General features: G+C 34.7%; 24 protein-coding genes and 1 tRNA gene. 5 read left to right on the top strand and 20 right to left on the bottom strand.

Annotated elements, in window-relative coordinates:
* Positions 1–5 precede the first annotated feature (5 nt).
* The 11 genes from R2782_RS06570 to R2782_RS06520 all read right to left on the bottom strand — a co-directional run bounded on the left by R2782_RS06570 (position 6) and on the right by R2782_RS06520 (position 10,495).
* Positions 6–908: a ParB/RepB/Spo0J family partition protein gene (locus R2782_RS06570; RefSeq protein WP_371267291.1), complete on the bottom strand. Its 903-nt coding sequence runs from the start codon at positions 906–908 to the stop codon at positions 6–8.
* A gap of 5 nt (positions 909–913) precedes the next feature.
* A complete protein-coding gene (locus R2782_RS06565; RefSeq protein WP_371267290.1) occupies positions 914–1,678 on the bottom strand; it encodes a ParA family protein in 765 nt (254 codons plus the stop codon).
* A 114-nt stretch (positions 1,679–1,792) separates the two neighbouring features.
* Positions 1,793–2,674, bottom strand: a complete 882-nt coding sequence (locus tag R2782_RS06560) for an SDR family oxidoreductase (protein WP_371267289.1) — start codon at positions 2,672–2,674, stop codon at positions 1,793–1,795.
* Positions 2,671–3,807 carry an ATP-binding protein gene (locus R2782_RS06555; RefSeq protein WP_371267288.1) on the bottom strand — a complete coding sequence of 379 codons (1,137 nt, stop codon included), beginning with the start codon at positions 3,805–3,807 and terminating at the stop codon, positions 2,671–2,673. Before R2782_RS06555 ends, R2782_RS06560 begins: the two co-directional genes overlap by 4 nt.
* An 82-nt stretch (positions 3,808–3,889) precedes the next feature.
* Positions 3,890–5,032, bottom strand: coding sequence for a methionine aminotransferase (locus tag R2782_RS06550; RefSeq protein ID WP_371267287.1), 1,143 nt, complete (start codon positions 5,030–5,032; stop codon positions 3,890–3,892).
* Between the two features lie 74 nt (positions 5,033–5,106).
* On the bottom strand, positions 5,107–5,676 hold the full coding sequence (locus R2782_RS06545; RefSeq protein WP_371267286.1) for a GNAT family N-acetyltransferase: 570 nt from the start codon (positions 5,674–5,676) through the stop codon (positions 5,107–5,109).
* A 92-nt stretch (positions 5,677–5,768) separates the two neighbouring features.
* Positions 5,769–7,910, bottom strand: coding sequence for a methylmalonyl-CoA mutase (gene scpA / locus R2782_RS06540; protein ID WP_371267285.1), 2,142 nt, complete (start codon positions 7,908–7,910; stop codon positions 5,769–5,771).
* On the bottom strand, positions 7,907–9,268 hold the full coding sequence (locus R2782_RS06535) for a methylmalonyl-CoA mutase subunit beta (RefSeq protein WP_371267284.1): 1,362 nt from the start codon (positions 9,266–9,268) through the stop codon (positions 7,907–7,909). The genes scpA and R2782_RS06535 overlap by 4 nt, the downstream gene beginning before the upstream one ends.
* 3 nt (positions 9,269–9,271) lie before the next feature.
* A complete protein-coding gene (locus R2782_RS06530) occupies positions 9,272–9,619 on the bottom strand; it encodes a septum formation initiator family protein (RefSeq protein WP_371267283.1) in 348 nt (115 codons plus the stop codon).
* 2 nt (positions 9,620–9,621) lie between these two features.
* Entirely contained in the window at positions 9,622–10,230 is a 609-nt protein-coding gene (udk, locus tag R2782_RS06525) for a uridine kinase (RefSeq protein ID WP_371267282.1), read from the bottom strand.
* A gap of 190 nt (positions 10,231–10,420) precedes the next feature.
* A tRNA-Pro gene (locus R2782_RS06520) sits at positions 10,421–10,495 on the bottom strand.
* A 166-nt stretch (positions 10,496–10,661) separates the two neighbouring features.
* Here R2782_RS06520 and trxB point away from each other — a divergent pair.
* Complete coding sequence (gene trxB / locus R2782_RS06515) at positions 10,662–11,609, top strand: thioredoxin-disulfide reductase (protein ID WP_371267281.1); 948 nt, start codon at positions 10,662–10,664, stop codon at positions 11,607–11,609.
* Positions 11,610–11,661: 52 nt separating this feature from the next.
* Here trxB and R2782_RS06510 read toward each other — a convergent pair whose 3' ends face one another.
* From R2782_RS06510 to R2782_RS06490, 5 genes are all read right to left on the bottom strand, one after another.
* The gene (locus R2782_RS06510; RefSeq protein WP_371267280.1) at positions 11,662–12,498 is read right to left on the bottom strand and encodes a GIN domain-containing protein; all 837 of its coding nucleotides are present in this window, start codon (positions 12,496–12,498) and stop codon (positions 11,662–11,664) included.
* Between the two features lie 111 nt (positions 12,499–12,609).
* Positions 12,610–13,350, bottom strand: coding sequence for a head GIN domain-containing protein (locus R2782_RS06505; RefSeq protein ID WP_371267279.1), 741 nt, complete (start codon positions 13,348–13,350; stop codon positions 12,610–12,612).
* Positions 13,351–13,352: 2 nt separating this feature from the next.
* Positions 13,353–15,086, bottom strand: a complete 1,734-nt coding sequence (locus tag R2782_RS06500; protein ID WP_371267278.1) for a PspC domain-containing protein — start codon at positions 15,084–15,086, stop codon at positions 13,353–13,355.
* Between the two features lie 5 nt (positions 15,087–15,091).
* Positions 15,092–15,421 (bottom strand): PadR family transcriptional regulator, encoded by a 330-nt coding sequence (locus R2782_RS06495; protein ID WP_371267277.1) that lies wholly within the window; start codon positions 15,419–15,421, stop codon positions 15,092–15,094.
* 92 nt (positions 15,422–15,513) lie between these two features.
* Positions 15,514–15,939: a DUF4870 domain-containing protein gene (locus R2782_RS06490; protein WP_371267276.1), complete on the bottom strand. Its 426-nt coding sequence runs from the start codon at positions 15,937–15,939 to the stop codon at positions 15,514–15,516.
* A 143-nt stretch (positions 15,940–16,082) separates the two neighbouring features.
* Between R2782_RS06490 and R2782_RS06485 the strand changes: the two genes are divergently transcribed.
* The gene (locus tag R2782_RS06485; protein ID WP_371267275.1) at positions 16,083–16,538 is read left to right on the top strand and encodes a DUF4442 domain-containing protein; all 456 of its coding nucleotides are present in this window, start codon (positions 16,083–16,085) and stop codon (positions 16,536–16,538) included.
* 94 nt (positions 16,539–16,632) lie between these two features.
* On the top strand, positions 16,633–17,538 hold the full coding sequence (locus R2782_RS06480) for a TIGR01777 family oxidoreductase (RefSeq protein ID WP_371267274.1): 906 nt from the start codon (positions 16,633–16,635) through the stop codon (positions 17,536–17,538).
* 53 nt (positions 17,539–17,591) lie between these two features.
* On the opposite strand, the gene R2782_RS06475 is transcribed toward R2782_RS06480, so the two are convergent.
* Positions 17,592–18,254 (bottom strand): YceI family protein, encoded by a 663-nt coding sequence (locus tag R2782_RS06475; protein WP_371267273.1) that lies wholly within the window; start codon positions 18,252–18,254, stop codon positions 17,592–17,594.
* A 203-nt stretch (positions 18,255–18,457) separates the two neighbouring features.
* Here R2782_RS06475 and R2782_RS06470 point away from each other — a divergent pair, with 203 nt between their 5' ends.
* Positions 18,458–19,018, top strand: coding sequence for a nucleotide exchange factor GrpE (locus R2782_RS06470; RefSeq protein WP_371267272.1), 561 nt, complete (start codon positions 18,458–18,460; stop codon positions 19,016–19,018).
* A gap of 56 nt (positions 19,019–19,074) precedes the next feature.
* Positions 19,075–20,196: a molecular chaperone DnaJ gene (gene dnaJ, locus R2782_RS06465; RefSeq protein ID WP_371267271.1), complete on the top strand. Its 1,122-nt coding sequence runs from the start codon at positions 19,075–19,077 to the stop codon at positions 20,194–20,196.
* 169 nt (positions 20,197–20,365) lie between these two features.
* Here dnaJ and R2782_RS06460 read toward each other — a convergent pair whose 3' ends face one another.
* From R2782_RS06460 to R2782_RS06450, 3 genes are all read right to left on the bottom strand, one after another.
* Entirely contained in the window at positions 20,366–21,637 is a 1,272-nt protein-coding gene (locus tag R2782_RS06460; protein ID WP_371267270.1) for a T9SS type A sorting domain-containing protein, read from the bottom strand.
* A gap of 254 nt (positions 21,638–21,891) precedes the next feature.
* Positions 21,892–22,350, bottom strand: a complete 459-nt coding sequence (locus R2782_RS06455) for a hypothetical protein (protein ID WP_371267269.1) — start codon at positions 22,348–22,350, stop codon at positions 21,892–21,894.
* An 83-nt stretch (positions 22,351–22,433) separates the two neighbouring features.
* Positions 22,434–23,084 (bottom strand): EndoU domain-containing protein, encoded by a 651-nt coding sequence (locus R2782_RS06450; protein ID WP_371267268.1) that lies wholly within the window; start codon positions 23,082–23,084, stop codon positions 22,434–22,436.
* Between the last annotated feature and the right edge of the window lie 263 nt (positions 23,085–23,347).

The following is a 23,347-nucleotide window of genomic DNA, read 5'->3' as shown; positions in this document are numbered from 1 at the left end:
TTTCGCTATCCTTTAATTAAGGCAATAATCCGTTGAAAATCGGCTTGAGATTTAAAAGGGATGGTAATTTTTCCTTTTCCTTTTTCATCAATTTTTACATCAATTTTTGTTCCCAATACAGTTCCAATATCTTTTTTCTCAGTATCAGAAACGATAAATGCAGCAGCAGATTTAGTTGCTCTTCCTGATTTAGGTTTTGCACCTTCTTGGTAATTTTTTACTAAGGTTTCGGTTTCACGAACGGAAAGATTCTGGCTAATGATTTTGTGATAGATATCCGATTGAACTTCTTCATCTTCAATGGTAATTAACGCACGACCGTGTCCCATTGAAATAAAACCATCTCTAATTCCGGTTTGAATGATTGGGTCTAATTTCAGTAAACGAAGGTAGTTGGCAATAGTAGAGCGTTTTTTACCTACTTTTTCGCTCATTTGTTCTTGCGTTAATTGAATTTCATCAATCAAACGTTGATACGAAAGAGCTATTTCGATAGGATCTAAGTCGTGACGTTGAATATTTTCGACCAAAGCCATTACCAAAGACTCGTTATCGTTTGCAATTCGAATATAAGCGGGAACAACAGTTAAACCCGCTATCTTAGAAGCACGAAGTCTTCTTTCACCGGAAATTAACTGGTATTTATTAAAATCTAGCTTTCTTACGGTTATAGGTTGAATGACACCTAATTCCTTGATAGATGATGCCAATTCTAGAAGCGTTTCCTCGTTGAAATTACTTCTCGGTTGGAAAGGATTTATCTCAATCGCATCAATGTCAAGCTCAATAATATTTCCCACAACTTTATCAGCATTCTTGTCATTTACTGATCTGATGTCGTTTTCCGGATCTTTCAATAAAGCCGATAGTCCTCTTCCTAAGGCTTGTTTTTTGTTGGCTTGTGTCATAAATTCTAGCTATTTTTTTTGATAATTTCTTCGGCTAAACTCAAATAATTGTTGGCACCTTTACTCGTAGCATCAAAATTAATAATGCTTTCGCCAAAACTGGGAGCTTCACTTAATTTCACATTACGTTGAATGATAGTTTTAAAAACCATATCGTTAAAATGCTTTTGTACTTCTTCTACCACTTGGTTGGATAAACGCAAACGTGAATCATACATAGTCAACAACAAACCTTCTATATCTAATTCCGGATTATGCAGTTTTTGTACACTTTTGATAGTGTTTAATAGTTTTCCCAAACCTTCTAAAGCAAAATATTCACATTGAATAGGAATTACAACACTATCAGCGGCTGTTAAGGCATTTAAGGTTAATAAGCCCAGTGATGGAGCACAGTCAATTAAAATGTAATCATATTGATCTTTAATAGAATCCAAAGCTTCTTTGAGCATGTATTCTCTGTTTTCTTTATCTACTAATTCAATTTCAATAGCTACCAAATCAATATGTGCGGGAATAACATCCACGTTGGGAGCAGAACATTTTACTACAGCTTCTTGAGGTGTGTTGCTGTGCTCTAAAACCTGATAGGAACCAATTGAAACAGTATCCACATCTATACCTAAACCAGAGCTGGCATTTGCTTGCGGATCAGCATCAATTAATAAAACTTTTTTTTCTAAAACACCTAAAGAGGCGGCTAAATTCACTGTGGTTGTGGTTTTTCCAACGCCTCCTTTTTGATTCGCAATTGCAATAATTTTGCCCATTGATTCAATTAAATTTAAGCCGTAAAATTACGATTATTTACGGTTTTTTCAAGTTCAAGTTGTTAACAAATGTTAATTGTTTTACGTATTATTATTTAACTGGGAACAAATAAATTATTTCCTTTTTTTTGCTTTAATCATCGCTTCCAACATATCCCACATTTGCTCCGGAATTTCCTCTAATAAGTTAAATTGTCCGGCACCCTTTAACCATTCGCCACCATCAATTGTGATGACATCGCCATTGATATAAGCAGAAAAGTCCGAAACTAAATAAGCGGCTAAGTTGGCTAACTCCTGATGGTCGCCCACTCGTTTCAACGGTACTTTTTTAGCCATATCAAATTTTTCGGCTAAATCTCCAGGTAATAATCTGTCCCACGCACCTTTGGTAGGGAATGGCCCAGGAGCAATGGCATTACTACGAATGCCATATTTTGCCCATTCTACAGCTAAACTTCTGGTCATGGCTAATACTCCGGCTTTGGCAGTAGCACTCGGCACAACATAGCCTGAACCTGTCCAAGCATATGTTGTGACAATATTTAATATCACAGCACTTTCTTGCTTGGAATCAATCCAGTTTTTCCCAAAAGCTAAGGTGCAGTTTTTGGTTCCTTTTAAAACAATATCAATAATCGTATCGAAAGCATTAGCGGATAATCGTTCGGTTGGAGAAATAAAATTTCCAGCGGCATTATTTAATAAAGCATCTACTTTTCCAAAGGTTTTAATAGCCTCATTCCGCATGGCTTCCACTTGTTCATAGTGGCGAACATCGCATTGCAATGGTAAACAGATTCCGCCCGTTTCTTTTTCTAATTCGGCTGCGGTGTTTTTTAATTTTTCTAGATCTCTAGAGGTGATGGCTACTTTAGCTCCCAATTCTAAAAAGTATTTGGTCATCGCTTTTCCAAGTCCGCTACCGCCACCGGTTACTACAATTACTTTGCCTTCTAAGGCGTTATCACGAAGCATTTTCGCAGAAAAATTCATAGTTTTCTATTATATGTGTTGTTAATCCAAATTTTAAATAAGGGGTCAATAAATTCAATTTTTTTTTCAAAAGTATCTATAATTTCTTTTTGAATGAGTGCTTCTTTAGATCGATTAACACTGGCAGAAGAACTTAAATTATACTTTTTTATTGTTTTTTTACCACTCAATTCTTTTTCATCTGCCGCTAAAGCTTTTAATAAATTAAGTTGCAAGTTAGAAAGACCGTCAACTTCTTTACTGAAAAACAATTCATACTGCAGCAGTAGTTTTTCTAAAGCATTATCAATATCATCTTTTGTACAGGTCTTGTTAGCTTCTAACCAAACCGCATTTGCTAATTGTTGTACAAAATACGAATGATTTTCCACTTTTTGAATCAAAATTTCAGCTAATTCTGGAGAAATATTTTTTTTAGTGGATTTGAATTTTTCTTGAATATATTTCTGCCAATGTTGAGTTTCAATTTTTGATAATAAAATAATTTCACCAAATTTGTAAAAAGGCATTGATTTATTTTCAAAAAGTTCAGCCATCATATGCCTTTTACTACCATATAAAACATAACTGCAATGTTGGTGTTTTTGCCAAGCGGCTCTAGCTTTTTTTTGAAAGTTTAATGGTTCGTCAAAATAAGAAAGGTTTTGAAATTCATCCAAACAAATAACGAGTTGAATTTTTTTTGTTTTAGAAACTATTTCGGGTAAATCTAGAATTTCTTGCGGATTTTTTTTTACACTTTCCCAATCAAATGAAATTGAAAATTCCTGATTTGGGTCTAATCCAAAACTAAATTTTGGTAGGATTTGTTTAAAAAATAATTTGGCATTTTCAATTCTTTCTTCCCATTTTGAATAACTCGCTTTTAAAATTTCAGTTGCAAAATAATTATAAAATTCTTCTTCGTTTCTTACATTATATAAATCGATAAAGCAAAATTTGATGTTTTTTTCATCTTTTGTCATATCACGAGCTATTTTTGAAACCAATGATGACTTTCCCCAGCGGCGTGGCGAAATTAATGTGAGGTTAATTTTTGATTTTATATTTCTCTTCAGGTAGTCTAGTTCGCTAGTTCTGTTGACAAAAAAATCGTCTTCAATTATTTTTCCATATTTGAATGGTAAGTTCATCTTCAATCATTTGAATACAAAAGTATACTATTTTTTAAAAATAACAAAATAGTAACTAATAAAATAGTAACTAACAAAATTGTTACATTGTTTGTTGTTTGGTTTTCTTTAATTTTTCCACTGCCTTCATCAACATTTCGTCATCTTTGGCAAAGCAAAACCGAATGCGTTTTAAGTCGGTTTGGTTACTGTAAAAGGCCGATAGAGGAATGGTTGCTACACCAAATTCGGTCACCAATCGTTTGGTAAAATCCAAATCATTTTCTTCTGAAATATTTTGATAAGATGCGGTTTGAAAATAGGTTCCTTCGCACGGCAACAATTCAAAAGACGTTTCTTTTAAAAGGTTTTGAAAGAAGTTTCTTTTTTTAAGATAAAGTTGAGCCACTTCATTCGCATCAAAAACGGTCAAGTATTCATTAATCGAAGCTTGAGCCAAACTATTCACGCTAAAAACCAAATATTGATGTACTTTTTTTACTTCTTTTAAAAGATTTTCAGGAGCGATTAAGTAACCTATTTTCCATCCGGTTAAATGAAGTGTTTTCCCAAAGGAAGAAATAATCAAACTTCTGTTTTTCAATTTTTCTCTGGTGTTGATGGAAATATGTTTATTTTCAAACGTAATGAATTCATATACTTCGTCTGATAAAATCAATAAATTGGGATACTTTTCGATGATTTTTTCCAAATGAATAAAATCATGTTCTGTCCAAATTTTTCCCGAAGGATTATGCGGATTATTCAAAATCAGCATTCTGGTTTTTGTCGTTAAATGCTGACTAATGGCTTCAAAATCGGGAGAATAATCTTCTTTTAACGCTATCCGAATGGGTTTGGCATTACTCAATACAATTGGCATTTCATAACAATCATAACTTGGGTCGAGAATGATGACTTCATCTTGCGGTTGCACGAATGCTTGAATGGCAGCAAAAATTGCTTCGGTTGCTCCGGCGGTGATTAAAATTTCGGTTGACGGATTCACTTTTCGCTGATAATGTTCCAACGTCAATTGAGCAATTTTTTCCAATAACGGCGGATAACCGGACATCGGAGCATATTGATGAATGTCGGTTTTGGCCAATCGAGCTACAATTTCTGTCATTCGCACATCAATCGGGAAATTCGGGAAACCTTGTGAGAGATTGATGGCTTGATAATCGGCAGCCATTTTAGACATAATAGTGAAAATACTGATCGGCGTGTTGGGAAGTTTTAACATGGATTTTATTTTTTTACCATATAAGTCATATAAGTTTTAAAGTGACTTAACTTATATGCCTTATATGGTTAAATTTAGTGATTTTTCTTTACAAAGTTTCGTTTCAAAAGTGAATACACCACCGAATCCCAAAATTTCCCCTCCCAAAATTCATTTTCTAAAAAATGAGCTTCTTTCACAAATCCGTTTTTTTCTAACACTTTGGCAGAAACATAATTTTCCGGATCAACTACTGCTTCTACAGAATGGAAATTTAATACCTTAAAACCATACTCCAAAACGATATTAATTGCTTCACTTGTAATTCCTTGGTTTTGATATTCCGGTAACAACATATACCCAATTTCTGAACGATAATTTTCAGGTTGAATGCGATAATGACCGATCACACCCAACAATTTCGGATTTCCTTTTAACGTAATCGCCCAATTGATTCCAGTGTTGTTTTCAATTTTTTCGGTAATCATCGCAATGTGTTCCAATGCCATTTCGGGAGAAGTCACCAACGGTCGCGGAATAAATTTCATCGTTTCCGGATTGCCACGCAGTTCCATTACTTCATTGACATCATCCACAGTAACCGCTCGTAATAACAAACGATTGGATTCGAGAGTAGGGAAAGGGGTGAAGGAGAGGGTGAGCATTTTTTTTTAATTTTTTGTAAAGATAAAAAAACACCAACCTTTCAGTCAGTGTTTTATAAAATTCTATTAGTTCTGTCAACTGCGACTGAATACTAATCCTCCATTAAAACCTCCAAAATACTAATCGCCGCTTCACTAATTTTCGTACCCGGTCCAAAAACCGCAACCGCTCCAGCATCAAACAAAAATTGGTAATCTTGTGCAGGAATTACGCCACCTACAATGACCATAATGTCTTCGCGACCGTATTTTTTAAGTTCTTCAATCACTTGTGGTACTAAGGTTTTGTGTCCGGCAGCCAAGGAAGAAACTCCTAAAATGTGCACATCGTTTTCCACGGCTTGTTTGGCAGCTTCTTGTGGGGTTTGGAATAACGGACCAATGTCCACATCAAAACCAACATCGGCATAACCGGTCGCCACTACTTTTGCCCCTCGATCGTGACCGTCTTGTCCCATTTTGGCAATCATAATGCGGGGACGACGGCCTTCTTTCTTGGCGAAAGCATCGGCTAATTGTTTCGCTTTTTCAAAGCTTTCATCGTTTTTAATTTCTTTACTATACACGCCACTAAAAGTTCTGATTTGTGCTTTATAACGTCCGAAAACGGCTTCTAAGGCATCACTGATTTCGCCTAGCGTAGCTCGGTTTCGGGCTGCTTCTACGGCTAAAGATAATAAATTTTCCTGACCTGATTTTGCCGCTTCTGTCAATTTGGCTAAACTGGCTTTTACTTTTTCCGTATCGCGAGAGGCTTTTATTTGTGCCAATCGTTCTAATTGTTGCTTGCGTACCATTTGGTTATCCACATCCAAAATCATCAACGGATCTTCTTTCTCTAAACGGTATTTGTTTACGCCAACAATAATATCTTGTCCGCTATCAATTCGAGCTTGTTTTCTAGCTGCCGCTTCTTCAATTCGCAATTTTGGTATGCCGGCTTCAATGGCTTTAGTCATACCGCCCAATTCTTCTACTTCTTCTATCAATGCCCATGCTTTTTGGGCAATTTCATCAGTCAAACTTTCCACATAATAACTTCCTGCCCAAGGGTCAACCGTTTTACAGATTTTTGTTTCCTCTTGCAAAAAGATTTGCGTATTTCTGGCAATTCGAGCTGAGAAATCGGTTGGTAAGGCAATCGCTTCATCCAACGCATTGGTATGTAAGGATTGTGTTCCGCCAAAAGCTGCGGCAGCCGCTTCAATACATGTTCGAGCCACATTGTTAAACGGATCTTGTTCGGTCAAACTCCAACCCGAAGTCTGGCAATGCGTACGCAAAGCCAATGATTTTTCATCTTTCGGATTGAATTGTTTAAGCAATTTTGCCCACAACATTCGACCCGCCCGCATTTTGGCGATTTCCATAAAATGATTCATACCAATGGCCCAGAAAAACGAAAGGCGAGGAGCGAAGGTGTCAATATCCATTCCGGCTGCTAATCCGGTTCGAATGTATTCCAAACCATCGGCTAAGGTATAAGCCAATTCAATATCGGCGGTTGCTCCGGCTTCTTGCATGTGGTAACCCGAAATCGAAATCGAATTGAATTTGGGCATATTTTTACTCGTATATTCAAAAATATCGGCAATAATTTTCATCGAAGGAGTAGGTGGGTAAATGTAAGTATTTCGCACCATAAACTCTTTCAAAATATCATTCTGAATGGTTCCCGAAAGTAAATGTGGAGCCACACCTTGTTCTTCAGCAGCCACAATATAAAAAGCCATAATCGGTAAAACGGCACCGTTCATGGTCATGGAAACCGACATTTCGTCTAACGGAATTTGGTCAAACAAAATCTTCATATCTTCCACCGAATCGATGGCAACACCGGCTTTCCCCACATCACCCACCACACGTTCATGATCAGAATCATAGCCTCTGTGTGTGGCCAAATCAAATGCTACTGAAAGTCCTTTTTGTCCGGCAGCTAAATTTCTTCGGTAAAAGGCATTACTTTCTTCTGCAGTAGAAAATCCGGCATATTGACGAATGGTCCAAGGTCTGCGAACGTACATTGTGGCATAAGGACCTCGTAGGTTGGGAGCAAATCCGGCACCGAAATCAAGGTGTTCTAAATCTTTTACATCATCTTTTGTATAGAACGATTTGAGTTCGATGTTTTCTGCTGTTAGAAAGTGATCGGTATTTAGTTTCGAGTTGGCAGTTTGTGCTTTTAAACAGTTACTGCTTTCTTCTAATTTTATATGTTGGATGTTTTTTCTCATGATATTTTTTCTGAAGATAAACGTTCCTGTTCTAATTTTTCCGCCAATCGTCTTTCAATAATCGGCGTTACTAATGTTTTTCTTGGATTAGTTTTCATAAATGGAAATAATTCCAAGTCATTCGCCATTTTGTCGTTTTTGTTCGGATATTTATTAGTTCCCAACAAAACTTCTTTTCCGGAATCAAAAAGTTCTTGTTCTTTTTGAGCACTTTCATTGATTTTTCGTTGAATTGTTCCTTCAATTAATTGTGTGATGAATCCGCCATTGGCCTCGATATCTTTAAATAGAGCCAAGGCTTTTTCAGCTAATTGTTCCGTTAAACTTTCAATATAATAGGCTCCGTCAGCTGGATTATGCACTTGATTAAAATAACTTTCGTGTTTTAAAACCAACAATTGATTGCGGGAAATTCGGTCACCAAATTCATTGTCTTTGTGATAAATGGCATCATAAGCTAAATTCGAAATGGCGTCTGATCCACCTAAAATCGCACTCATGCATTCCGTTGTAGTGCGAAGCATATTGACATTGTAATCGTATAATGTTTTGTTGCGTTTGGTAGGTCTCGCGATTATATGGCAATCAAAATCATGATTGAATTCCTTGGCTAACGTATTGAAAAGCAAACGTAAAGCTCTCAATTTAGCAATTTCAAAAAAGTAATTGGTGCCAACAGAAACTTCAAATGTAATAGGCGATGAAATGTTTTCAATCCGATTGAAATATTCATTCACATGTGCTAAAGAATAAGCCAATTGCTGCACAATATTCGCTCCTGCATTTTGATACAAATCAGTTTTACAACTTAAAAAAAGAATTTTTAAATTCGAAATTAATTTCAATTCACTAAAATCTTTTTCTAATGAAGCAAACCAATTTCCATCTTTGGCCAATTGACCAATTGCATCTTGTAAAATGATGATTTTAAATTGATTTTGAGTAGAAAAAACACCAACTTTTTTGACAAATTCAGCAGAAAGAAATAACAAGTTAAAATAATAAGTAACGTTCTCTTTAGGGAGATTTTCCATTAATTCATCTAAAGAAACCGCTTTACTTTCAATCGTAAACCGAACCGATTGAGCACCTCTTTTCAACGAATCAACTGCTCGTTCATTCGATTTTTTTACATCATAAACATAAATATTCTGAATGATTTTAAATCCATTCAAACCCGAAGATTCGTAATTAAAATCACGTTCATCACTGTGATAAAAAGGTTTTACTTTAATGCCTTCGGGACTTTCCCAAACGAGTGTTTCGTTAAAATCTGCACCTTTGAGTTCATACTGAATTTGTTGTTTCCATTGTTTCGATGAAATCGGCTCAAATTCGTTGAATAAATTTTCTGCCATAATTTATAGCGATTTGTTATTTTCTTCTTCAATCATTTCCTCTTCAAATTCAATAATATAAATATCTTCGCTGTCGCGTTTCATATAATACTTTTCGCGGGCGTATTTTTCAATTTGATCAGGATTGTTTAGTCGTTTGATATCAAGACTATCTTTTTTAATTTCTTCTTGATAATATTTTTTATTGGTTTCCAATTCATCGAGTTCTTTATTCAAAAATCGGTGTTCCAAATAGGAGTAGTTATCTAAAAAAAGCATCCAAACGGAAAAAAAAATTAAAACTAAAACATATCGGTTTCCGACATATTTAAACCAAGGATATTTTTCTTCTAAACGTTTGAAAAACTTCATAATTAAAGAATTCGTTGGTTAATTACAGCCCGAACCACGTCAATGGCAACTGTGTTGTATTTGTCATTCGGAATAATTATATCGGCAAATGCTTTAGTGGGTTCTATAAATTGTTCGTGCATTGGTTTTAAGGTAGTTTGATAGCGATTTAAAACTTCATTCATATCACGACCTCGTTCTGCAATATCACGTTTTAATCTACGGATTAATCGTTCATCAGAATCGGCATGCACATAAATTTTTATATCAAATAAATCGCGAAGTTCAGGATTGGCTAAGATTAAAATACCTTCCACAATCATCACTTTTCTAGGATGGGTTAATATAGTATCATCAGTGCGGTTGTGTGTTACAAATGAATAGACCGGCTGTTCAATTATTTTACCCGATTTCAATTCTTTAAGGTGTTGCACTAACAAATCAAAGTCAATTGCTCTAGGATGATCAAAGTTGATTTTAGTACGTTCTTCATAACTTAAGTTATGTGTTTCTTTGTAATACGAATCTTGAGAAATAATGCCTACCTCAGTTTCGGGAAGTTCATTCATAATTTGATGAACAACCGTTGTTTTTCCACTTCCGGTGCCACCAGCAATGCCAATAATCAACATATATTTTGTTTATTTAACTGAAACAAAGTTAAAAATTATAATGGCAGTAATATTGTTTTTCAAGATTAATTTTCAATAAAATATTCTGATAATTATTTAAGGTTTTATTGAATAGTTTCCAATTCTTACAATTAAGTCAGATGATTAAAAACAAAAAATCCCTTACACTTCGTGTAAAGGATTTTGATTGTCGGGGTGGCAGGATTCGAACCTGCGGCCTCCTGCTCCCAAAGCAGGCGCGATAACCGGGCTACGCTACACCCCGCATTCAAAACTTGAATGAGGCTGCAAATATAGAACTAAAATTAGTTTTACCAAACCAATTTTTTAAATAAAATAAGGCTATTCAAAAATTATTAAAACTAATCAACAATTAAGAATTCATTTTTAATTAAAACTTACATTTGCAATCAAATTTAGAAACCAAAATTATGTCAGATTCAATAGAAAAAGTAAAGTGCTTAATTATAGGTTCCGGCCCTGCTGGTTACACAGCGGCCATATATTCTGCCAGAGCCAATATGTATCCGGTATTGTACCAAGGAACCCAACCCGGAGGACAATTAACGACAACTAACGAAGTTGAAAATTTTCCCGGTTATCCTGATGGTGTTACCGGACCTGAAATGATGATTCAATTACAAGAACAAGCCAAGCGATTTGGGACTGATGTTCGAGATGGTTGGGTGACAAAAGTTGATTTTTCAGGACCAATTCATAAAGTTTGGGTAAATGACTCGAAAGAAATTCATTGTGAAACGGTAATAATTTCCACTGGAGCCTCTGCTAAATACTTGGGATTGCCATCAGAACAACATTATTTACAAATGGGTGGCGGCGTTTCGGCTTGTGCGGTATGCGATGGATTTTTCTACCGCAACCAAGAGGTTGTAATTGTTGGTGCTGGTGATTCGGCTTGTGAAGAAGCTCATTACTTATCAAAGCTATGTAAAAAAGTAACAATGTTGGTAAGAAGTGAAAAATTCCGTGCATCTAAAATCATGGAAGCAAGAGTTCGTAAAACGGATAATATTGAAATTTTAATGAACACAGAAACGGTTGAGGTTAAGGGTGACGGACAAGTAGTTAGTTCTATTTTAGTGAAAGAAAGAACTACCGGAAAAGAAACTGAAATTCCTGCTACAGGATTTTTCGTTGCCATTGGTCATAAACCCAATACAGATATTTTTGCTGATTATTTAAACTTAGATGAAACAGGCTACATCATTAATGTTCCCGGAAGAGCCTTAACCAATGTAGAAGGTGTTTTTGTTGCCGGAGATGCTGCCGATCATGTTTACAGACAAGCTATTACAGCTGCCGGAACAGGTTGTATGGCTGCTTTAGATGCTGAGCGTTATTTGGCAAGTAAAGAATAAATTAATAATAGCTAAAACAAAAAAATCCAACTGAAAAGTTGGATTTTTTTGTTTACTTAAGTAGTTTTTTGTTTAGTGATGATTCATCCGCAAATCGTTTTATTTCTATCGTTGCATTACCGTATAAATTTGTTTCAGATTTACCGGAGGATTCTAAAACAAGTTGATTAACAACTTGAATACTGCTTTTAGAACTTGATTCTGCAATGATAGCGGCCGTTTGAGAAACTAAATTTTTACCCATAAAATCTGAATTATTGTCCATTCTTAACTTTAAATCATTGATGTCACCTTCAATGGTTGCTGAAGCTCTCTGGTACATATCACATTTAAAATTGGAAGATCGTACTAAGGCTTTAATATCAGTGTTTTTACTTAATTCGAAAATGACATTTTCTGATTTTAAGTTGAGTTCAATTTTTGATTTGTCATTGGCTATTAGTGTGAAATTAGCACAATCAGCATTTAAAAACAATCGGGCACTATCGTAGCATTTGAATGTAACATGATTGAGTTTTACATCAGACAAGGCAGTTACATTGGCATCACCTTTAGCAACCAACATTTTAAAATCATCAGTATAAGTTATGCGGATACTTGTTTTTTTTGCCCCGGAAATATTATGTGTTAATCCAATTCTAAGGTTAGTTCCATTTAATTTAATATCGAAAGAATCATGTGTGTTATCATCTGCTTCGATTTCTACAGTTGGCTGATCACCTTTCACTATAAAAACATCAATTTCGTCTTCCACTTCAATACTGTCGAAAGCACCAATCTCTTTTTGTGAAATGGTAACAATTTTAGAGGCTTTGAGTTTTTCTTTTTTTTGACTCCATGTTAGGGTTGAAAAAAGAAAAACTACGATTAAGATAATATTTTTTTTCATTTTATAGTGGTTTATGGAACAAATATAAAAAAAACATCCCGAGTATTAATCGGGATGGAAGACAATATGTAGTAATTTATTGATAATCTGAAGCTTTTTTTCTGTATAACATTAATTAGACCGAACAGAACCTCCGGATGAGGTTACTTTTGATATTGTTTTGGGTGTGCTGTGGTATCTGATGTCGCCTCCACTTGATGCTTTTGCATTTAAACTTAAGATTGGATTAACATTGATAGAGCTTCCACTTGATGATTTTGCTGTAACATCATTGGCTAATAAATCATTGGCTTCAATTTCACTTCCGCTTGATGATTCTGCTTCAAGTTTAAGTGCTTTTCCTTTTATTTGAATATCACTTCCGCTACTGGTTTCACAAGTTATTCTTTCTGCTTCTACATCAAGTTTTATTTCACTTCCGCTAGAAGCTTTTGTTTCTAGTTCACTAACAACAAGAGTGTTTTTACTTTCTATCAAAGCACCACTTGAAGTTCTGAGTGATTCAATATTGGGAAGTGTAACAAATACTTTTTTGGATTTGGTGTTTTTTACACTTTTTTCCAAAGCAATCCTCAAAGTCCCGTCAACAATGTCGGTAGTAATGTAGTCTATTATGTTGTCATCAGCTTTTACCTGGATAGATTTAGCATTGCTTTGGGTAACTTCAACATCTATTCCGTGTGAAACTTCAATATTTGTGAATTCTCCAGACACAGGACGGTTAACGGTTGTAACATTTCCGTTGCCTTTAACCGCATCACCTAAATCAATTGAATATTGACAGGAGTTAAACAATAAAGCTGTGATAAAAACGATAATAATTCTTGTAAGGTAAACGATAAATTTAATCATGATTAATTTGTTTTTATGATTACACCATCTTCATTAATCTCTAAACCTTTGAATTTTCTTTTTTTCTCCGATTTATTTGTTTCTTTGATATGTATTCCATCAGTGCTTATTGTTACTGTTGAAGTCAAAGAATCTTCGGAAACATCCAAATCTATATCATTGTATTCGTTTTCTTCAATAGGGCAGTTTAAGCATTTCATTTGATCTTTACCAACTCGGTAAATGTAATGGTCAGAACTGTAATGAAGATTAAAAAAACCATTGTTTGATTCATCAAAACGTTGTACCGAATCATCCGGTCTTACAATAGTTCCTTCCGGTAAGTATAAATACAATTCAACTTCTTGGTTTCGGTATTTATTTTTTAAATCTGTTATGAAATAATTGTCTAAAATTAGTTTATTATTTTCAAATTTAAAAGTATAATTTATTTTTTCTGCTCTTTTTTTAGCTTCTGTGATGGATTTTCCTTCTGCTCTTTTTTCAATTTGTAAATAGGGTTGAACTTCGTCAGTATAAATCAATTCGATACTTATTTGATTGGAATAAATTATGTCGTTACCATTTTCATCTTGTGTCACTTCAAACTCATTAAAATGAAAGTCTTTTGCATAATAATCATTAAATTTGAATTGAATATCCAAGGTGTCATTTGGTATTAAATTGAGTGTTTCTTTTTGCACAATTTTTCCATTGTATGCAATTTCAGTTGCTTGTTTTATCCCGAATGAAATTAAGATTGCTATGGCAATTAACCATAAAGCTAACAAGGTGTATTTTGCAACATTCCCGATTGATTTCATATTCGTAATCAATAATTTTAGTCCTAAGATTAAAAGAAAGAAAAACGGAATTCCAATGGCAAGTATACTCAATATAACAACCAACCAAATAGGAAATTCACTTACAATAACCGCATCATAATAACTTTGCCAAGGCATATCTACAAACGTTGTAGAGCCAAATGTAAATCCGCCAATTATTACAGCTCCTAGCACAAAAATGGAGAACATCAAAATTATGGCACCAATGAATTTAGCAAAAATATTAAATATGGTCATGAACACTTCACCAATGGCTGAACCTACTTTTTCAGCTCCAGATTTGGCTGAATTTCCCATTTTTTCATAATCAGCATTTTCTACTTTATCTGTTAAGGACGCAAACTCTTCCCGCACTTTTTTTTCGATGTTACTCAAATTCACCGGTTCACCGGTCATTTGGAGTTTCTCGGTTGTAGTTTGTGCTTTTGGAATTAAAATCCATAGTAGAATGTATAAAAAGATTGGAAACCCAACACCCGCAATTACAATTAGTACCAAGGCTAAACGAATCCATAAAGCATCTATACCAAAGTAGTGACCCAATCCGGCAGAAACCCCACCCAAGATGTTTTTATCAATATCACGATATAGTTTTTTAGAAGATTTTGAATTAGTATTGAAATTAGATTGAGTAGTTTCTCCTTCTTCTTCAATTCTGTAATCTTCCGGTTGACCCATTACGGCAATCATAGCATCAACATCTTTTAGATTGATTACGTGTTTATCTGCTTCTTTATTTTCGGTGAAAATTTCCGAAATTCTCATTTCAATATCTTTCATAATCTCATCTTGACCTGATGAATTAGAAAGCGAACGTTTTATAGCATCGAAATAACGATTTAATTTTTGAAAGGCATCTTCGTCTATGTGAAAGAATAAACCTCCTAAATTTATATTTACTGTTTTGTTCATGACGATTAGTTTTGATTGGTTATGGTGTTCACGGCGTTGGATAATTCTGTCCAAGTGCCATTAAGTTCAGTTAAAAATTGTTTTCCTATTTCGGTTAGTGCGTAGTATTTTCTAGGCGGTCCCGAAGTTGATTCTTCCCAACGGTAGTTGAGCAATCCGTCATTTTTTAATCTGGTTAGGAGCGGATAAACTGTACCCTCTACAACCAACAATTTTGCGTTTTTTAGGGTGTCTAAAATTTCAGAGGTATAAGCTTCTTTTTCCTTTAAGACAGAAAGTATGCAGAACTCTAAAACACCTTTTCGCATCTGGGCTTTTGTGTTTTCAATATTCATAATTCATGATAAGATTTTTAGTTTAACTGATTCGTTTTTTTAATTTGATTGATTTGCCTTTCGGCTGATGATTGATTTGATGATTGAAACTCTTATTTAATAAAATTGATTGTAAATGGATATTTATAAACAGATCCTTCGTTGGCTCTTACTGTTCCTAAAATAACCAAAATGAATTCTGCAATTGTCCATATTCCAAGAACTGACAAAGAAACAATACCAACTGTGATTAAATCAATCGGGATAACCTCACCGCCAGCATTTTCAATTTCAACGTAATTTGCTATTGAACCAATAAAAAAGATACCTAATACGATGGTAATAAGAATACTGTACGCCAAAATACTCAAATGAAAATTGACAACTGCTTTTCCGTTTTCATCAACATATTCTGATTGATGTTTCTTAGTTTGCCAAATAATCAAGGGAACTACTATTCCTGCAAAAGGAGTAAGATACTTTGCAAATGCACTTAAGTGCAATAATGCCGCTGTTGTTTTTTCGTTTTGTGGTGTCATAATTAAAAGTATATAATAATATCCTATGCAAATATATGTCTAAAAGAAGGTATTGTGTTACGCATAGTACTAATATTTAACAAAATATTAACAAATTTGTAATTGTAAAATAAAGCATATATTTACCAAAAAAATTAGTATTTATGCAGTTTACGGTAGGAAAGATTAATTCATTTTTGTTTTTTAAATTACCCTCTGCTTTTTGGTGTGGTGTTCGAGCAAAATCATTAGACAATAACCAATGTACTGTGACAGTTAAGCACAGATGGTTTAACCAAAATCCGTTTAATTCGATGTATTTTGCGGTTCAGGCAATGGCTGCAGAACTCTCAACAGGAGCTTTAGTGATGTTTCAAATCAAGAAGAGCGGAAAAAAAATTTCTATGTTAGTAGCTAACAACAAAGGTAATTTTACAAAAAAAGCAACAGGGAGAATCACTTTTGTTTGCCGAGACGGACATTTAATTGAGCAAGCCATTCAACAAACTATTGCTACTGGTGAAGGTCAAACATTTTGGATGAAATCCATTGGTAAAGATGAAAAAGGTGATCAAGTTTCTGAAATGGAATTCGAATGGAGTGTGCGTGTAAAACAGTAATCCTTAGTATTAAAAACGTAAAACAACCCTTAAACTAATCCTAATTAACTTTACTTTTTAAGTGATTGCTTGTAACTTTGTATAAAAATAGGTTATGAAGATATTAGTTACAGGTGCTACCGGTTTGGTTGGAAAGGAGTTGACTGCCCTGTTATTAGAAAACGGAAATGAAATTCATTACCTCACTACTTCTCAATCAAAAATCGAGAGTAAACCAAATTATCAGGGTTTCTTTTGGAATCCCGAAAAAAGTAGTATCGATGAAAATTGTTTAATAGGAGTTGAGGCCATCGTTCATTTAGCCGGAGCCACTGTTTCTAAACGATGGACAACTAGTTATAAACAGGAAATCATAGAGAGCCGGACACTTTCTTCTAATTTACTTTACTCGTGTTTAAAAAATCATCCCAATGAAGTGAAACAAATTGTTTCGTCCTCTGCAATTGGAATTTATCCCGACAGTTTAACACAAGTTTACACCGAAGATAATAAATCTGTTGATGATAGCTTTTTAGGTCAAGTTGTAGTAAAGTGGGAGGAAAGCGTTGATGTCTTCAGTCGGCTAAATATCAAAGTCTGCAAACTTCGAACCGGTTTGGTGTTGGCCAAAAAAGGTGGAGCATTAACCGAAATGCTCAAACCAATCAAAATCGGATTAGGCTCTCCTTTTGGATCAGGTAAACAAGTACAGTCGTGGATTCATGTGGAAGATTTAGCCTACATGTATCTTTTCGCCATTCAAAATCAATGGGAGGGAACTTATAATGCCGTTGCCCCAAATCCGGTAACCAATACAGCACTTACCAAAACCATTGCTAAAAAGCTAGGTAAATCGTTGTTTATGCCTAATATTCCAAAATTTGCGATGAAATTGGTGTTAGGAGAAATGCATCAATTACTTTTTTCAAGTCAAAACGTGAGTGCTACCAAAGCAGAAAAAAACGGATTTCAATTTCGTTATCGAGAAATAACTAAAGCAATAGATGATTTATTAACATAAAAAAAGCTCCTCAATTCGAGGAGCTTCCGTGTTATAAGTAAGACAAAAAAATATTATTTTGTAGCAGTAACACTTACTTTTAATTCAATTTCGTCATCAACAAATTTATCTTTCAAATTGTCAAAAACAGATTTTGATGCATAATTTACATTCCATTGTGTTCTGTCAATTTTAAATGATTCACTGTTTAATGTTAAAGAATTTTCATCCATAGTAATTGTTGCAGGAAAAGATACCGGCTTAGTAATTCCCTTTAATGTTAAGTTACCAGATACTGTTGTTACCGCATCAACTGTCTCAACAGCGGTAATCTCAAAAGTTCCTTCGGGGAATTTTTTAGTATTGAAGAAATGGTCTGCGTCTTCTTCTTTTCCTAATCCTTTCAAATGACCTTCTAAATCTTCTTTTCCGTCTCCGGCAGCTAAATCTAAAACAGTAATACTGTTCATATCGATGGTAAATTTACCGCTTTCCACTTTTCCATTGTTCATTGCTAATTCACCATTAGAAAGTGCGATAGTCCCATTGTGTTTTCCTGCAGGTTTAGAACCTATCCATTCAATAGTTGACTGAGTAACATCCACTTTGTAAGTTGTTGCTGCTTCGGTGGCTACAGCAGCATCTACGACAGGCTCTGTACTCTCTGTTTTATCATTTTTACAAGAAGTTAATGAAAGTGCAGTTAAAATAACTAAGCTTAAAATGGTTTTTTTCATAGTTTTTATAATTTAAGTTTCAACAAAAATAAAAAACCATAAAGCAGTTTGGTCTTAAAGAAATATTAATTTTTTGCTACTTGATTTTGTTTAATCAAAGACAATAAAAAATATTTACGTGACAATTTGACATTTTTAAACAAATGGCAGTACTTTTGCAATCCAAAATTAAAGGTAGAATGTTTAAAAAAATCTTTAAAAAAATGAATCAAGAGAACACCGAAAATATTGAAAAGGAGATCATTGAAAACGAAGTTTCAACAGAACAGAATAAAGAACAAGTTGAAATACCGGTTGTTGAAATGACTAATGAAGAAAAACTAGAGGAAGAATTAGCCAAAGAAAAAGATAAGTTTCTACGCCTTTTTGCTGAGTTTGAAAACTTTAAGAAAAGAACAGCTAAAGAGCGAATAGAATTATTTAAAACAGCCAATCAAGAAGTACTACAGGCTGTTTTGCCTGTATTAGATGATTTTGACAGAGCGTTGATTCAAATTTCTAAAAGCGATACTACCGAAGAGCAAGTGCTTTTAAAAGGAGTTGAATTGATTCATGAAAAATTAAAATCAATCCTGGTTTCGAAAGGATTGGAACAAATAGAAATCAAAACCGGAGATGATTTTAATGCCGATTTTGCAGAAGCCATTACACAAATTCCGGCTCCATCAGAAGAATTAAAAGGAAAAATTGTAGATGTTATTGAAAAAGGGTATAAACTGGGTGACAAAATTATCCGTTTTCCAAAAGTGATTATCGGGCAATAAATAGTTTGTTTACTTATTGCTTGGAAATTAAAGAAAAATATGGAATTTTTTAAAATATGAAAAAAGACTATTACGAAATATTAGGCATCTCAAAAGGTGCTTCTGCTGAAGAAATTAAAAAAGCCTATCGCAAGAAGGCAATTGAATTTCATCCCGATAAAAACCCGGGCAATAAAGAAGCGGAAGAAAACTTCAAAAAAGCGGCTGAAGCTTATGAAGTACTGAGCGACCCCGATAAAAAAGCCCGTTACGACCAATATGGTCACGCTGCCTTTGAAGGCAATGGCGGATTTGGCGGCGGTGGCATGAATATGGATGATATATTCAGTCAATTTGGAGACATTTTTGGAAGTGCTTTTGGTGGCGGTTTCAGTGGGTTTGGTGGCGGATTTGGCGGTGGTGGTCAACGTAGAATGAAAGGGAGTAATTTGCGAATTAAAGTAAAATTAACCCTAGAAGAAATTGCCAACGGTGTTGAAAAGAAGGTCAAAGTAAAACGAAAAGTTCAAGCTCCCGGTGTTTCCTACAAGACGTGCGGTACTTGCAATGGTTCCGGTCAGGTATTGAGAGTAACAAATACTATTTTGGGTAGAATGCAAACCGCAACTACTTGTAATGTCTGTGGAGGTTCAGGGCAAACTATCAATTCTAAACCGACTCATGCGGATGCACATGGAATGATTTTGGAAGACGAAACGGTTTCCATCAAAATCCCGGCTGGAGTAGTGAATGACATGCAATTGAAGGTTTCCGGAAAAGGAAATGATGCTCCGGGCAATGGTATCCCGGGAGATTTAATTGTAGCCATTGAAGAACTTGAACATGAATTTTTGAAAAGGGAAGGCGAAAACCTTCATTATGATTTGTATATCAGCGTGGCTGAAGCAGCATTAGGTGTTTCTAAAGAAATTGAAACGGTTGGGGGTAAAGTACGTATTAAATTGGAAGAAGGAATTCAATCCGGTAAGATTTTGCGTTTAAAAGGGAAAGGTATTCCAAGCATCAATTCCTATGGAAATGGCGATTTGTTAGTGCATATTAATGTTTGGACTCCCAAGACGTTAAATAGAGAACAACGCCAGTTTTTTGAGAAAATGCTAACCGATGAAAACTTCATCCCACACCCCGAAAAATCAGATAAATCTTTTTTTGAAAAAGTTAAAGATATGTTTTCATAATTTGAAAAAAATATTTACATTTGAACTTTACTAGGAAACTAGTAAATTCTTTTTCATAGCAATTTTTCCCATCCTTGTGCAAATAAGGGTGGGTTTTTTTTTGGTTTTAAATTACCATGAAGATTCAAATCCACATGTTAGTTTAAGAAATTGTAAAAGCAGTATGCATTTATTTTTTCACAATTTTAACCGTAGAATTAGAACTGTCATTAACCTTTAAAAAATAAACACCATCCGTTAAATGGGAAAGATCATGAAGTGTTTTTAGTGCGTTGAGGTTTGCTTTCATAACCTTTCTTCCCGTGATATCAATTAAATAGATGGATTTTCCAATGTGCTCTTCTGAAGATTCAATCGTGATGAAATCATGTGTTGGATTCGGGTAAATTTGTATTGCTTTTTTGGGATGATTTACTTCTCCCAAAGTTAAAGTAGTCACTATAACAGTTTGAGTATAAGTAGCCGTTTTTCCACATGATTCTACCGTTAATTCGATGGTAAATTCTCCGGTTGAAGTATAAGTATGTAAAGGATTTGTGTCTGTAGAAGTCGTTCCATCCCCAAAATTCCAGAGATACGAAGTAGCATTTTCAGAGGTGTTGGTGAGCGAAAATTGTCCGCTACCCAATTCTTCAACCACAAAATTAGCCATAGGGTCATATTCGCCAATGTGCCATTCTAACAATTGATCAAAAACAATTACTTTAGCCGCCGTTCGAATAGCTGTGGCTACTTCATTGGTAAGTCCGGCAAAAAAGGTAATTTGCTCAGGATCTTTTCGAAATAAGGTGGCATAAAAACTACACGCAGCCGCATAGGTTCCGGCAACAGATGGGTGACTTCCATCACCCGAATACAATTCGATAGTGGGATAATTTTCTCTGATGTATCGCCAAACGGCACCTACCGGAGAAAGAATCGCATTGTTTTGTTCCGCCATAAAACGATAACGTTCGTTCAATAAATCATCCATACCGGTGTAGGTGCAAACCGGTGGCCAATTGGCACAATTGGAAGCATCGCCGTTTTTTCTTCCCCACGTCATGTAAAAAACGGTTTCCGCACAGGGGTTTTGTTGGTTGATGAGATTATTTAACTGTTGAGCATACGGATATACTTGGTTTTCTACTTGTGCATCCGGAAAGGAGGGGAGTTGACTTTGTTCTTGTAACACCACAAAATCCCAATTGCCTTGAGCTATTTTGTTGAGCGAAGTAGCATTGGTGCTGTGACCCATAAAGGTGTAACCGCCGGGTGTGTAGCTGTCATATATCAAATCATCACCGGTGGAGTTAGCGACATTGTCTATCATTTGTGGTAAATTATTGGAAGCGGTATAACTGTTGCCCAAAAACAAGGTACGTTTCGTACTGTTTTGTCCGCACACAATGGAAAAACAACCTAAAAAAATCAACCCAACTAAGTGTAATTTTATCTTCATATTCAATGGATAATCATTTACAAGGCGGAAGGTACAAAAAAATGGGTTGAAATAAGTTTTAGAAAGAGTTTTTGAGTTTGCTCGAATTCGTGAGATTTCGTTGAACGGAGATTAACAATCGTAGAGCTGTGTTCACCGTGTCATTTCGACCAGAGGGAGAAATCACATAAAGTAGTTAACGAATTTTGCTTTGTGTTATGTGATTTCTCCTGCCTCGAAATGACACGAGCAGGTTGAAATCAATGCGAAGCAGATTATTTCTTTGCTTCTCTCCCTTTAAATTTTTTATTTTCAAAAACTAAAAAGTTCTGCATGTGGAGGATATCTCGATTGTTTTTGATTTCAATTTCGTAATATTCTTGACCATCAATAATTAGAGGATTTAGCCAATCAATTTCAACAAAATCAGGTTGTGACTTTTTTACCATTTCTATATCCGATTCGATGATCAAACTATCTGCCCAATCAATCGTTTCATTGTAGTAATTTTTACAACTAACAAGTGAAAAAAGAAGGATTGTTATTATATAATGAATAGTTTTTTTCATAGTTTTTTGCTCCGAAGTCGGGAGACTTCGGAGAGCGGGGGGTACAAAAAAATGGGTTGAAATGATTTGTGGAGTGAGCGGTTTTTGAGTTTGTTTAGAAGTTGGGGGAGTTCGGAGAGCGGAGAGCGGAATGATTGTGAGGATATAGTAAGTTTGTTTTTTCATAGTTATAGTTTTTTACTACTAAGTATAGAGACTTCAAAGAGCAAGGGTCGGGAGACTTCGGATAGCGGGAGGCTGACCGTTTTCTATATAATTGGATATGCTGTTTTCGGTTTTCCATTTGCAAAAATGAAAATAACTTTAATTCCATTAGCTGTTATACCACCAAATTGGGATTTCTTATTCTGTATTGGAAACCTATATAAGTAAGCAATTTCTAATTCAGCTAGAAGATTTCCCAAATGCCAATTTAGTGGGAAAATAGTTGTTCTTTTTTTTAGCCACTTTTGCGTATCAGTATCTAATTTAAGAATATCAACATCTAAAACACCTTTGTTATTTACAGTGTGAACTTTTGTAATTTTAGTGTTTTTAGGATTAAAGAAATGTAATCCTGAAATCTCCTCTTTTTTGAATTCAGGTTTTATTGCGTGTTGAATAAAATTGTATAATTCTTTGTCAAAAGTTTTCCCTTTTGGAATTAGGATTACTCTTTCTAATGTCTGAATATTTTTAGGTAAAATTAATTTTGAAGCTGTTCTTGAGTTTTTTGTCTTTAATTCCGAGTAAAAATTAGATTTTTCGATAAGCTCATTCAAGTTAGAATATGGACCTTCAAAATCTCCACCTATTCCTATGTATGGATTTTTTTCTAATGTTTTAAAAATGAATTTATCTGTCTGAATTTTATCTTTTCCATACATTCCATTCTTTCCGATGTAGTATTTAAAACTCATTTATTATGCGGTTTTGAAGTGGTTTGCCTCTAACTTTAATATATCTGATAAAAACTTTCGTATGTACACCAAATTTTGGGTAGAGTGACGAAGTTTTTTTTTAAACTAAAATACAAAAATTCCTCATAAATTAATATTTCTTCACAATTTTTAAAACAAAACTCAAATCTCTTCCCTAGTACCCAACCCGCGTGAGGACTTGCAGCGAAAAGCCCGACCCCGTTGCTAAAACTACTTTCTTTTAGAGATTTGATTTCCTGCAA

This window comes from Flavobacterium sp. (genome assembly GCF_041392085.1).
In the GTDB taxonomy this organism is placed as follows: domain Bacteria; phylum Bacteroidota; class Bacteroidia; order Flavobacteriales; family Flavobacteriaceae; genus Flavobacterium.
Note: the sequence above shows the minus strand (reverse complement) of the source record. Positions and strands in the feature narration are given on the sequence as shown.

What these genes read in the sequence shown, in the direction of transcription:
- R2782_RS06490 (WP_371267276.1), bottom strand. Translation starts at nt 15,939, where the DNA reads ATGACACCACAAAACGAAAAAACAACAGCGGCATTATTGCACTTAAGT.
- R2782_RS06480 (WP_371267274.1), top strand. Translation starts at nt 16,633, where the DNA reads ATGAAGATATTAGTTACAGGTGCTACCGGTTTGGTTGGAAAGGAGTTG.
- R2782_RS06565 (WP_371267290.1), bottom strand. Translation starts at nt 1,678, where the DNA reads ATGGGCAAAATTATTGCAATTGCGAATCAAAAAGGAGGCGTTGGAAAA.
- R2782_RS06495 (WP_371267277.1), bottom strand. Translation starts at nt 15,421, where the DNA reads ATGAATATTGAAAACACAAAAGCCCAGATGCGAAAAGGTGTTTTAGAG.
- R2782_RS06530 (WP_371267283.1), bottom strand. Translation starts at nt 9,619, where the DNA reads ATGAAGTTTTTCAAACGTTTAGAAGAAAAATATCCTTGGTTTAAATAT.
- R2782_RS06455 (WP_371267269.1), bottom strand. Translation starts at nt 22,350, where the DNA reads ATGAAAAAACAAACTTACTATATCCTCACAATCATTCCGCTCTCCGCT.
- R2782_RS06570 (WP_371267291.1), bottom strand. Translation starts at nt 908, where the DNA reads ATGACACAAGCCAACAAAAAACAAGCCTTAGGAAGAGGACTATCGGCT.
- R2782_RS06545 (WP_371267286.1), bottom strand. Translation starts at nt 5,676, where the DNA reads ATGCTCACCCTCTCCTTCACCCCTTTCCCTACTCTCGAATCCAATCGT.
- R2782_RS06475 (WP_371267273.1), bottom strand. Translation starts at nt 18,254, where the DNA reads ATGAAAAAAACCATTTTAAGCTTAGTTATTTTAACTGCACTTTCATTA.
- R2782_RS06500 (WP_371267278.1), bottom strand. Translation starts at nt 15,086, where the DNA reads ATGAACAAAACAGTAAATATAAATTTAGGAGGTTTATTCTTTCACATA.
- dnaJ (WP_371267271.1), top strand. Translation starts at nt 19,075, where the DNA reads ATGAAAAAAGACTATTACGAAATATTAGGCATCTCAAAAGGTGCTTCT.
- R2782_RS06510 (WP_371267280.1), bottom strand. Translation starts at nt 12,498, where the DNA reads ATGAAAAAAAATATTATCTTAATCGTAGTTTTTCTTTTTTCAACCCTA.
- udk (WP_371267282.1), bottom strand. Translation starts at nt 10,230, where the DNA reads ATGTTGATTATTGGCATTGCTGGTGGCACCGGAAGTGGAAAAACAACG.
- R2782_RS06450 (WP_371267268.1), bottom strand. Translation starts at nt 23,084, where the DNA reads ATGAGTTTTAAATACTACATCGGAAAGAATGGAATGTATGGAAAAGAT.
- R2782_RS06550 (WP_371267287.1), bottom strand. Translation starts at nt 5,032, where the DNA reads ATGTTAAAACTTCCCAACACGCCGATCAGTATTTTCACTATTATGTCT.
- R2782_RS06535 (WP_371267284.1), bottom strand. Translation starts at nt 9,268, where the DNA reads ATGGCAGAAAATTTATTCAACGAATTTGAGCCGATTTCATCGAAACAA.
- trxB (WP_371267281.1), top strand. Translation starts at nt 10,662, where the DNA reads ATGTCAGATTCAATAGAAAAAGTAAAGTGCTTAATTATAGGTTCCGGC.
- scpA (WP_371267285.1), bottom strand. Translation starts at nt 7,910, where the DNA reads ATGAGAAAAAACATCCAACATATAAAATTAGAAGAAAGCAGTAACTGT.
- R2782_RS06555 (WP_371267288.1), bottom strand. Translation starts at nt 3,807, where the DNA reads ATGAACTTACCATTCAAATATGGAAAAATAATTGAAGACGATTTTTTT.
- R2782_RS06485 (WP_371267275.1), top strand. Translation starts at nt 16,083, where the DNA reads ATGCAGTTTACGGTAGGAAAGATTAATTCATTTTTGTTTTTTAAATTA.
- R2782_RS06505 (WP_371267279.1), bottom strand. Translation starts at nt 13,350, where the DNA reads ATGATTAAATTTATCGTTTACCTTACAAGAATTATTATCGTTTTTATC.
- R2782_RS06460 (WP_371267270.1), bottom strand. Translation starts at nt 21,637, where the DNA reads ATGAAGATAAAATTACACTTAGTTGGGTTGATTTTTTTAGGTTGTTTT.
- R2782_RS06560 (WP_371267289.1), bottom strand. Translation starts at nt 2,674, where the DNA reads ATGAATTTTTCTGCGAAAATGCTTCGTGATAACGCCTTAGAAGGCAAA.
- R2782_RS06470 (WP_371267272.1), top strand. Translation starts at nt 18,458, where the DNA reads ATGAATCAAGAGAACACCGAAAATATTGAAAAGGAGATCATTGAAAAC.